General features: G+C 69.6%; 9 protein-coding genes. 6 read left to right on the forward strand and 3 right to left on the reverse strand.

What is annotated here, in order from left to right; translation table 11 throughout:
• Positions 1-14: 14 nt before the first annotated feature.
• The gene (locus ACFWSK_RS22245) at positions 15-806 is read right to left on the reverse strand and encodes an EI24 domain-containing protein (RefSeq protein ID WP_383788891.1); all 792 of its coding nucleotides are present in this window, start codon (positions 804-806) and stop codon (positions 15-17) included.
• A gap of 112 nt (positions 807-918) precedes the next feature.
• Between ACFWSK_RS22245 and ACFWSK_RS22250 the strand changes: the two genes are divergently transcribed.
• From ACFWSK_RS22250 to mmsB, 6 genes are all read left to right on the forward strand, one after another.
• Positions 919-2,073: a mandelate racemase/muconate lactonizing enzyme family protein gene (locus tag ACFWSK_RS22250; RefSeq protein ID WP_383788894.1), complete on the forward strand. Its 1,155-nt coding sequence runs from the start codon at positions 919-921 to the stop codon at positions 2,071-2,073.
• Entirely contained in the window at positions 2,070-3,089 is a 1,020-nt protein-coding gene (locus ACFWSK_RS22255; protein ID WP_383788896.1) for a zinc-binding dehydrogenase, read from the forward strand. Before ACFWSK_RS22250 ends, ACFWSK_RS22255 begins: the two co-directional genes overlap by 4 nt.
• Before the next feature lie 111 nt (positions 3,090-3,200).
• Positions 3,201-4,175 (forward strand): hypothetical protein, encoded by a 975-nt coding sequence (locus ACFWSK_RS22260; protein ID WP_383788899.1) that lies wholly within the window; start codon positions 3,201-3,203, stop codon positions 4,173-4,175.
• Positions 4,176-4,207: 32 nt separating this feature from the next.
• On the forward strand, positions 4,208-5,311 hold the full coding sequence (chvE, locus tag ACFWSK_RS22265) for a multiple monosaccharide ABC transporter substrate-binding protein (protein WP_383788902.1): 1,104 nt from the start codon (positions 4,208-4,210) through the stop codon (positions 5,309-5,311).
• Between the two features lie 17 nt (positions 5,312-5,328).
• On the forward strand, positions 5,329-6,873 hold the full coding sequence (gene mmsA / locus ACFWSK_RS22270; protein ID WP_383789054.1) for a multiple monosaccharide ABC transporter ATP-binding protein: 1,545 nt from the start codon (positions 5,329-5,331) through the stop codon (positions 6,871-6,873).
• Between the two features lie 7 nt (positions 6,874-6,880).
• Positions 6,881-8,107 carry a multiple monosaccharide ABC transporter permease gene (gene mmsB, locus ACFWSK_RS22275; RefSeq protein WP_383788904.1) on the forward strand — a complete coding sequence of 409 codons (1,227 nt, stop codon included), beginning with the start codon at positions 6,881-6,883 and terminating at the stop codon, positions 8,105-8,107.
• A gap of 91 nt (positions 8,108-8,198) precedes the next feature.
• Here mmsB and ACFWSK_RS22280 read toward each other — a convergent pair whose 3' ends face one another.
• Together ACFWSK_RS22280 and ACFWSK_RS22285 are read right to left on the reverse strand one after the other, a co-directional pair.
• Positions 8,199-9,704 (reverse strand): alpha-N-arabinofuranosidase, encoded by a 1,506-nt coding sequence (locus ACFWSK_RS22280; protein WP_383788907.1) that lies wholly within the window; start codon positions 9,702-9,704, stop codon positions 8,199-8,201.
• 57 nt (positions 9,705-9,761) lie between these two features.
• Positions 9,762-10,742: an arabinan endo-1,5-alpha-L-arabinosidase gene (locus ACFWSK_RS22285; protein WP_383788910.1), complete on the reverse strand. Its 981-nt coding sequence runs from the start codon at positions 10,740-10,742 to the stop codon at positions 9,762-9,764.
• Positions 10,743-10,746: the final 4 nt, after the last annotated feature.

The following is a 10,746-nucleotide window of genomic DNA, read 5'->3' on the forward strand; positions in this document are numbered from 1 at the left end:
GGGTACGTCCGTCCTCAGTTCTTCCGCAGGGTGTACGGGGACTGGGCGGCGCCGACGGCCCCGCCCCCGGGCACGCCGATCAGGTCGCGGACGAGCAGCGTGGCTCCGGCGACGGCACCCGGCATCAGGAGCACCGCGACGAACGGGACGAGGAAGGAGAGCGTGAGCGGGACGCCGAAGCCGAGGACCAGCAGGCGCCGGCCGCGCAGCAGGGTGAGCCGGTCGGCCAGGACCATGCCCCGGCGCTGGAGGGCGACCGAGGTCAGTTCCTGGGCGAGGAAGTAGCCGGAGACGCAGAAGCCGATCGCGGGGACCACGGTCTGCCCGATGACCGGGATGAAACCGAGGGCGAAGAGCAGCACCCCGTACAGCGCGACGCGCAGCAGGATGCGGAGGGAGTCGCGGGCGGAGATCCACAGTTCGCGCCAGAGCGGCAGCCCCGACTCGGGGACCTGGCCGCCCTCGCTGCGGTCGACCTCCTCGGAGAGCGACTCGTAGAAGGGCTGGCCGACCAGGAGCGTCACGGCCGTGAAGGTGATCACGGCGAGGAACAGGCCGAAGACGAAGACCAGCACGACGAGGGTGTTGCGCAGCAGACCCAGCCAGGGCGAGGACCAGTCGTCGGCGAACGGGGTCGCCCAGGCGACGAAGTCGTCGGCGCCGTAGCCCAGTCCGGTCAGCGCACCCGCGTATACGACCAGGGTGATCAACCCGGGCAGCAGACCGAAACCGAACCACCGGCCGTGCCGGAAGGCCCAGCGCTGACCCTTCATCAGATAACCGAAGCCCACCCCGAGATCGCTCATGCGGATCAGCGTACTTGCGTGAACCATTGACACGTCCCCTGGCCCGTCATTACGGTCACGCCAGCATTTCGAACGAGTGACGAAATATCGAACAACCGAGAGGCGTTCTTCCGTGCGCATCACCGGAATCAGCACGCATGTCGTCGGCACACCATGGCGCAACCTCACCTACGTCCAGGTTCACACCGATGAGGGCCTCACCGGCGTCGGGGAGACCCGGATGCTCGGACGTACGGACGCGCTGGTCGGGTATCTGCACGAGGCTGCGGCGAACCACGTCACCGGCTCCGATCCGTTCGCGGTGGAGGACCTCGTACGCCGCATGAAGTACGGCGACTACGGGCGGGCCGGGGAGATCGTCATGTCCGGCATCGCGGTCGTCGAGATGGCGTGCTGGGACATCAAGGGCAAGGCGCTGGGCGTCCCGGTCTGGCAGCTGCTCGGCGGAAAGGTCACCGACCGGGTCAAGGCGTACGCGAACGGGTGGTACACCACCGAGCGGACCCCGGAGGCGTACCACAAGGCCGCACAGGCGGTCGTCGAGCGCGGGTACCGCGCGCTGAAGATCGACCCGTTCGGTACGGGCCACTTCGAGCTGGGGCAGGAGGAGACCCGGTACGCGGTGTCCCTCATCGAGGCCGTACGGGACGCCATCGGCCCCGACACCGAGCTGATGCTGGAGATGCACGGCCGGTTCAGCCCCTCGACCGCCGTGCGGATCGCCCGCGAGATGGCGCCGTTCCGGCCCGCGTGGCTGGAGGAGCCGGTGCCGCCGGAGAACCTCAAGGCGCTGAGCAAGGTCGCCGAGAAGGTCGATCTGCCGATCGCGACCGGCGAGCGCATCCACGACCGGATCGAGTTCCGCGAGCTCTTCGAGTCGCAGGCCGCCGACATCATCCAGCCGGACATCGGCCACATCGGCGGCATCCTGGAGGCCCGCAAGCTCGCCGCGACCGCCGAGACCCACTACACGCTGGTCGCCCCGCACAACGTGGGCGGCTCCGTACTGACCGCCGCCAGTCTCCAGCTGGCCGGCTGCACACCGAACTTCAAGATCCTTGAACACTTCAACGACTTCGCGGACGCCGACATCAAGAAGGTCGTGAAGGGCGCCCCGCAGGTCGACCCCGCCACCGGCTGCTTCGAGCTGTCGCACGCCCCCGGGCTCGGCGTGGAGCTCGATGTGGACGCCGCGGCCGAGTTCCCGCAGCAGCAGGCCCGGTTCGACCTGTGGGCCGAGGGCTGGGAGAAGAGGCAGCCCAAGTGAGTGCCCTCTCACGCTCGCTGGTCGTCGACCGGCCGGGGCAGCACCGCCTCGCCACGGGCCCCCTGCCCGAGCCGGGGCCCGGCGAGGTCAGGGTGCGGGTCGCCGCGGCCGGGATCTGCATGAGCGACCGCGAGGTGTACGACGGGCGTCGCGACCCGGCCTACGTCCGCTATCCGATGGTGCCGGGACACGAGTGGGCCGGGACCGTCGACGCGGTGGGCCAGGGTGTCGACCCGGCGCTGACCGGCCGGCGGACGGTCGCGGAGGGGTTCCGGGCCTGCGGGCAGTGCGAGCGGTGCCGCTGCGGGGAGACCTCGCTGTGCACGGCCGGGTACGACGAGACGGGCTTCACCCGCCCCGGCGCCTTCGCCGACCACCTCGTGGTCCCGGCCCGGCTGCTGCACCTGCTGGCCGACGACGCCGATCTGCGGGCCGCCGCCCTGCTGGAGCCGGCCGCGGTGGTCGCCGCCGCGGTACGGGCGGGGGCGCCCGAGCCCGGCGAGCGCATCGCGGTGGTGGGTGCGGGCACGCTGGGGCTGCTCGCCGTGCAGCTCCTGGCCGCCGTGTCGCCCGGCGAGCTCACCGTGATCGACCCGCGGGAGGAACGGGCTTCCCTGGCCGTGGACTTCGGGGCGGGCGACACCCGCACCCCGAAGCAGGCCGAGGAGGTCCGGGGCCGCTACGACCTGGTCGTGGAGACCGCGGGCGCGGCGACCACCGCAGCCGACGCGTGCCTGCTGGCGCGGCGCGGCGGGCGCGTGGTGCTCACGGGCATGTTCACGCCGGGGGCCGTGGGCATCGACCCGGTGCACCTGTCGCTGAGCCAGCTGACCGTGCGCAGCGTGTTCGGCGCACCGTCGGCGGCCTGGTCGTACGCGGTGCGGGCGTTCACCGCCGGGCTCCTGGATCCGGCGCCGCTGATCACCCACGAGTTCCCGCTGGAACGGTTCGCGGAGGCCGTGGCCCTCGTCGGCGCCGGGGACCCGGAGACCGGCAAGGTGCTGTTGCGCCCGTGACGGTGGCTCCGCCCTGATCCGTACGCCGGTACGGAGGCGAACGACGACCCCCCGTACCGGCGTACACCCAACCTGTCCTTGTTCCGAGCTCTCGAATATGAAGGACCAGCCGTGAACGACGCCACAGCTTCTCCCCCCGGCCCGCGCCGCCCCGGCGACTCCGCGCTCACCGCGCTCGGCCTCGGCGCGGCGGCCCTGTCCCCCGCCGACGCCTCGCCCCATGTCTTCCCCGACGGTGGCAGCTGGCGTACCGAGATTCCGTCCGTGGAGGGTCCGGAGGCGCTCTCCGTCGTCCTGAAGGAGTCCACCGAGCTCGACGTCCCCGTGCACCGGATCAGCCAGGGCAGCGGTGTCTGGATGCTGACCGATGCCGAGATCAGCGAGATGGTGGCGGGCTGCGCCGAACGCGGCGTCGAGCTGTGCCTGTTCACCGGACCGCGCGGCACCTGGGACACCGGCGCGTCCACGCGCACGGACTCCGGCGGCGCGGGCCTGCGGGCCCGTGGGCACGATGCCCTGGCCGGCTGTGTCGAGGATGCCGTGAGGGCGACCGAGCTGGGCGTGAAGTGCCTGCTCATCGCCGACGAAGGGGTCCTGTGGACCCTGCACCGGATGCGGAACGAAGGGCTGCTGCCCGCCGGCACCACGCTCAAGGTGTCCGCACTGATCGGCGCGGTGAACCCGGCCGCCGTACAGGTCCAGGAGCGGCTCGGCGCCGACTCGGTCAACGTGCCCTCCGACCTGACGCTCGCCCACTTCACGGAGATCCGGCGGGCCAGCCGCGTCCCCCTCGACCTGTACGTCGAGGCACCGGACGACCTCGGCGGATACGTCCGGATGTACGAGGCGGCCGAGCTGATCCGGCGCGGCGCCCCGCTCTACCTGAAGTTCGGGCTCAGCAAGTCGCCCGGCATCTACCCGTACGGCAGGCAGGTGCGGGAGCTCGCGCTCGCCACCGCGCGGGAGCGGGTCCGCCGCGGGCGGCTCGTACTCGACCTGCTCGCCCGGCACGGTGCCGACGGCGGCATGTCACCGCTCGGCTCCCGGCTGCCGGGCGAGCTGCACCGCTTCCCGACCGGCCCATGACTGTCCTGAACCACTGAGAGGCGCTGATCACGATGCGTGTACGCGGAGCCGCCGTAGCCGCAACCGCCGTCACCCTGGGGCTCGTTCTGACCGCCTGCGGCCAGGAGGCCAGGGGTGGCAGCCGCTACCGGGCCGACGACGCCAAGGGCGGAACCATCGGCCTTGCCATGCCGACCAAGGCGTCGGAGCGCTGGATAGCCGACGGCCAGAACATGGCCACCCAGTTCAAGAAGGCCGGTTACAAGACCGACCTCCAGTACGGCGACGACAAGGTCGAGAACCAGGTCGCCCAGCTGGAGAACATGATCACCAAGGGCCACCGGCTGCTCGTCGTCGGCGCGATCGACGGCTCCGCACTCTCCGACGTCCTGCAGAAGGCGCACGACGCGCGCATCCCCGTCATCTCCTACGACCGCCTCATCACGGGCACGAAGTACATCGACTACTACGCCTCCTTCGACAACGAGAAGGTCGGCGAGCTCCAGGGCCGGTACATCCTGGACCGGATGGGGCTGAAGGAGCCGGAGAAGGGTTCAGGCGAGTCGTACAACATCGAGCTGTTCGCCGGGTCGCCCGACGACAACAACACGAAGTACTTCTGGAACGGCGCCATGAAGGTGCTCACTCCGTACCTGGAGTCCGGGCAGCTCGTGGTCCGCAGCAGGCAGACGAAGCTCAACCAGGCCACCACGCTGCGCTGGGACGGCGGCACCGCGCAGAAGCGGATGGACGACCTGATCAGCAAGAGCTACGGCACCGAGAAGGTCGACGCGGTCCTCTCGCCGTACGACGGCATCTCGATCGGCATCATCTCGGCCCTCAAGAGCGCCGGCTACGACGGCGACGACCTGCCGGTGGTCACCGGGCAGGACGCCGAGCTCGCCTCCATCAAGTCGATCATCGCGGGCGAACAGACCCAGACGGTCTTCAAGGACACCCGCGAACTCGCCAAGCAGGCCGTGCAGATGGGCGACGCGGTCCTCACCGGGAAGAAGCCCGAGGTCAACAACGTGAGCGACTACAACAACGGCGTGAAGACCGTACCGTCGTACCTGCTGAAGCCCGTCTCCATCGACAAGTCCAACACCCAGCTCCTCGTCGACGAGGGGTACTTCACCGCCGGGCAGCTCAAGTGAGCCGCCCCGCACTGGAGATGCGCTCCATCACCAAGACCTTCCCCGGGGTCACGGCGCTCTCCGAGGTGAACCTGACCGTGCGGGCCGGGGAGATCCACGCGATCTGCGGCGAGAACGGGGCCGGCAAGTCCACCCTGATGAAGGTCCTCAGCGGGGTTCACCCGCACGGCAGTTACGAGGGCGAGATCCGCTTCGAGGGCGAGCCCGTCGCGTTCAAGGACATCCGGGCCAGCGAGCGGCACGGGATCGTGATCATCCACCAGGAACTGGCGCTCGTCCCCCATCTGTCGATCGCCGAGAACATCTTCCTCGGCAACGAACAGCGGAGCAGGCGGGGCTTCATCGACTGGAACGGCACGCTGCGCGAGGCGTCGCGGCTGCTCAGGCGGGTGGGCCTGCCTGACAATCCACAGACCCCGATCTCGGACATCGGTGTCGGCAAGCAGCAGTTGGTGGAGATCGCCAAGGCCCTGTCGAAGGAGGTGAAGCTGCTCATCCTGGACGAGCCGACCGCCGCGCTCAACGACGAGGACAGCGCGAAGCTGCTCGGCCTCATCCGGGAGCTGCGCGAGCAGGGCATCGCCAGCATCATCATCTCCCACAAGCTGACCGAGATCCGGGAGATCGCCGACTCGGTGACGATCCTGCGCGACGGGCGGACCATCGAGACGCTGACCGTGCGGGAGAACGCGGAAGCCGAGCCGGAGCTGTCGGAGGACCGCATCATCCGCGGCATGGTCGGCCGCGACCTCGACCACCGCTTCCCCGAACGCACCAGGTACGAGGGCGAGCAGGGTACTGCGCTCACGGTGAGCGGCTGGACCGTCCGGCACCCCGTCGACCACCAGCGCAAGGTCGTCGACGACGTCTCGCTGACCGTGCGCCGGGGTGAGATCGTCGGGATCGCGGGCCTGATGGGCGCGGGCCGCACCGAGCTGGCCATGTCGGTGTTCGGCCGCTCGTACGGGAGTTACGTCGCCGGGGACGTGGAGGTCAACGGCAGGCCGGTCCGTACGAAGACCGTGCCGGAGGCGGTCGCGGCGGGCATCGCGTACGTCACCGAGGACCGCAAGACGTACGGCCTGAACCTCATCGACAACATCAACCGCAACATCTCGCTGGCCTCGCTGCCCGGCATGGCCAGACGCGGCATCGTCGACGAGCACCACGAGCGCCGGGTGTCCGAGCGCTACCGCGCCTCGATGAACATCAAGGCGCCCACGGTCTTCGAGCAGGTGGGCCGGCTCTCCGGCGGCAACCAGCAGAAGGTCGTGCTGAGCAAGTGGGTCCATGCCGACCCCGAGGTACTGATCCTCGACGAGCCCACCCGGGGGATCGACGTCGGGGCGAAATTCGAGATCTACAGCGTCATCGACAAGCTCGCGGCCGACGGCAAGGCAGTGCTCTTCATCTCCTCGGAGCTGCCCGAACTCCTCGGCATGTGCGACCGGATCTACACGATGGCCGAAGGCCGGCTGACCGGTGAGATCGACCGGGCCGACGCCACCCAGGAAGCCCTGATGCGCCGGATGACGCGCCAGACATCAGAGAACAGAAGCTGAGGCCGCCATGAGGACCACCGCCACACCACCCAAGGACGCCACCTCGCCGTCCGTGACACAGCCCGCCCTGCGTGTGCTCGCACAGAGCGTGCGGACGAACATGCGCCAGTACGGCATGCTCATCGCCCTCGTCTTCATCGTCGTGCTGTTCCAGATATGGACCGACGGCACGCTGCTGCTGCCGAACAACGTCTCCAACCTGATCCAGCAGAACGGCTACATCCTCATCCTGGCGATCGGCATGATGATCGTGATCATCTCCGGTCACATCGATCTGTCCGTCGGCTCGCTGGTGGCCTTCGTCGGCGCCATGTCGGCGGTGATGATGGTCAAACACGACATGCCCTGGGTCCTCGCGCTCGTCCTCTCGCTGCTGATCGGCGCGGCGGCCGGGGCCTGGCAGGGCTACTTCATCGCGTATCTCGGCATCCCGTCGTTCATCGTGACGCTGGCCGGGATGCTGCTCTTCCGCGGTCTGACGCAGATCGTGCTCGGGGGCCAGTCCCTGTCGCCGTTCCCGGAGGGCTTCCAGAAGATCGCCAAGGGCTTCATCCCGGAGATGGGCCCGTACACGCAGTATCACAACCCGACGCTCCTGATCGGCCTGGCCACGATCGCCTTCCTCCTCCTTCGCGAATGGCGGGACCGCAAGCGCCAGTTGGAGTACGAGCTGGAGGTGCTCCCGGCCGGCCTGTGGGCGGCGAAGTGCGTGGCGATGACCGCCGCGATCGTCGCCTTCACCCTGACGCTCGCCAGCTTCCACGGCGTGCCCGTGGTGATGCTGATCATGTGCGCGCTGCTGCTCGGCCTCGGTTACGTCATGCGCAACGCGGTCGTCGGCCGCCATGTGTACGCGCTCGGCGGCAACAAGGCCGCGGCGATGCTCTCGGGGGTCAAGGACAAGAAGGTCACCTTCCTCGTCTTCGTCAACATGGGCGTCCTCGCGGCGCTCGCGGGCTGCGTCTACGCGGCCCGGCTCAACGCGGGTACCCCGCAGGCGGGCCTCAACTTCGAACTGGAGGCCATCGCGGCGGCGTTCATCGGTGGCGCGTCGATGAGCGGCGGCGTCGGCACGGTGATGGGGGCCGTGATCGGCGGGCTGGTCCTCGGCGTCCTCAACAACGGGATGTCGCTGGTCGGGATCGGAACCGACTACCAGCAGGTCATCAAGGGGCTCGTGCTGCTCGCCGCGGTGGGCTTCGACGTCTGGAACAAGCGCAAGGCCGGCTCGTAACCACCCTTCGCACAGAAGGAGGTCGGGCATCAGGAGCGGCGCCCCCTGTACACGGGGGGGCGCCGCTCCTGTTCTGCCGCCGCCCACTCCGTCAGACCAGCCGGATCATGTTCCAGGACATCGGCTCCAGGGTGGCCGTCAGCGAGGAACCGGTGAGCGTGGTGCCCTCGGCGGGGTGCGGGACGACACGGGCGGGCTCGTCCCGTGTGTTCCGTGCCTCCGGGTCCGCGTCGGCGAGGACGCTGTGCTCGGCGACGCCGGTCAGGCCGAGGCCGTGCAGAGCGACCTCCAGCGGCAGGGACCCGGTCTGGCTGCGGTTGACCGCGAACACGGTGACGGAGCCGTCCTCGCCGCGTACCGCCGTGGCGTGCAGCAGGTCCGCCTCGCCGTACTTCGCCGTCTCGTACGTGGGCGAGTCCACCCGGACGTCGAGGACCTGTCCCCGCCCGTGCCTGGCGGCCTGGGCGAAGGGGAAGAACGTGGTCTGCCGCCACGCGGGGCCGCCCGGCTCGGTCATGATCGGGGCGATGACGTTGACCAGCTGGGCGAGACAGGCGACCGCCACCCGGTCCGCGTGCCGGAGCAGGGCGATCAGCAGCGAGCCGAAGACGACGGCGTCGGTGACCGAGTAGACGTCCTCCAGGAGGCGGGGGGCCTCCTGCCACTCCTCGAAGTCGCTCGGGTTGGGCCTGTCCAGGTACCAGACGTTCCACTCGTCGAAGGAGATGTTGATCTTCTTCTTGGACTTGAGCCGCGCGCCCACGTGGTCACAGGTGGCGACGACGTTCTCGATGAACGACTCCATGTCCACGGCGGAGGCCAGGAAGGAGTCCCGGTCGCCGTCGGTCTCCCAGTAGTAGGCGTGCATGGAGACGAGGTCGACCAGGTCGTACGTCTCCTCGAGCACCGTCGCCTCCCACTCGGCGAAGGTGTCCATCGAGGAGCCGGAGGAACCGCAGGCCACGAGCTCCACGTCCGGGTCGAGCCGGCGCATCGCCCGGGCGGTCTCCGCCGCCACGCGGGCGTACTCCCCGGCCGTCTTGTGGCCGGTCTGCCAGGGGCCGTCCATCTCGTTGCCGAGACACCACAGCCTGATGCCGAAGGGGTCCTTGTCGCCGTGCTCGACGCGCCGGTCCGACAGCGCGGTGCCGCCCGGGTGGTTGGCGTACTCCTGGAGCTCGATGGCCTCGGCCACACCCCGCGTGCCGAGATTGACCGCCATCATCGTCTCGGCCTCCGGGCCGGCCTTCCGTACGAAGTCGACGAATTCGCTCAGCCCGAAACGGTTGGACTCGGTGGTCCGCCAGGCCAGATCGAGGCGGCGCGGGCGGTCCTCGACGGGGCCGACGCTGTCCTCCCAGCGGTATCCGGAGACGAAGTTCCCGCCGGGGTAGCGGATGGCCGTGGGGCCGAGCTCACGGATCAGTTCCAGCACGTCGCCGCGCAGGCCGGCCTCGTCCGCGGTGGGGTGGCCGGGCTCGTGGATGCCGGTGTAGACGCAGCGTCCGAGGTGCTCGACGAAGGAGCCGAAGAGGCGGGGGTTCACCTCACCGACGGTGAAGGAGGGGTGCAGGGTGAAGCGTGCGGGTCGGGTCATGATTCCCTCGTCATGTGTGTGCGGAAGGGCGGGCGTCGGTCTACCGGGCACGGGGTCTCAGACAACGGACGGCCAGCCGTCCTCGCCCCAGCGCAGCTCGTTCAGGCCGAGCTTGGGCGCGCCGTCGTCCTCGCCGTCGTAGTAGTGGTGCACGAGCACGTCGGCGCCCCGGTCCCTCATCAGCGACTGGCCGCCGGGGCCGATGTACCTGCCGTGTCCGGCGAGCAGCAGATCGCCGCCGCCCCGGAGCATGGGCGTGCCGCCGCTGTCGGTGTACGGGCCGGTGAGTGAGGTGGCGCGGCCCACCTTGATCTTGTAGGTGGCGCTCAGTCCGGAGCAGCAGGCGTCGTAGGAGTTGAACAGGTACCAGTACGCACCGTGCTTGACGATCGCCGGCGCCTCCACCGCGTACGGCAGGTCGGGGCGGGTCGCGAGGTGGCGGACGGCCGTGTCGGCCGTGTGCGCCTTCCCCGTACGCGGGTCGAGCCTGATCATGCGGATGCCCGACCAGTACGAACCGAAGGCCATCCACAGCTGGTCGCCGTCCTCGACGACGTACGGGTCGATGGCGTTCCACGCGTCGCCGGTCTCGCTGGCGAAGACCTTGCCGCGGTCGGTCCAGGTGCCGGGCCGGCCGGACGCGGACGTCGCGACGCCGATCGCGGAGTGGTTGGAGCCCCAGGAGGACAGGGAGTAGTACAGCCAGTACGTGCCCGCCCGGTAGGTGATCTCCGGCGCCCACGGGTCGGCGGTGTCGTTGTACGCGTACCACCAGGCGGGCGGGGTGGCGAAGGCGTCGACGGCCGCCCGCTCCCAGTGGGTGCGGTCCTTCGAGACACGGGCCTCCAGGCGGCCGTGGGTGGAGTAGGCGACGTAACTGCCGTCCTTCAGACGGATCATCGTCGGGTCGTGGATGGCGGTGTCGCCGGTGACGGTCTGCGGGTCGGGGTAGGCGGTGGCCGTCGCCGCCGAGGGCAGCGTCGCGAGGAGTACGCCGACGACGACGGCGAGGGCTGCCACGGCTCGGGTGCGTAACACGGTT

Source organism: Streptomyces sp. NPDC058620, from assembly GCF_042717135.1.
Classification (GTDB): Bacteria; Actinomycetota; Actinomycetes; order Streptomycetales; family Streptomycetaceae; genus Streptomyces.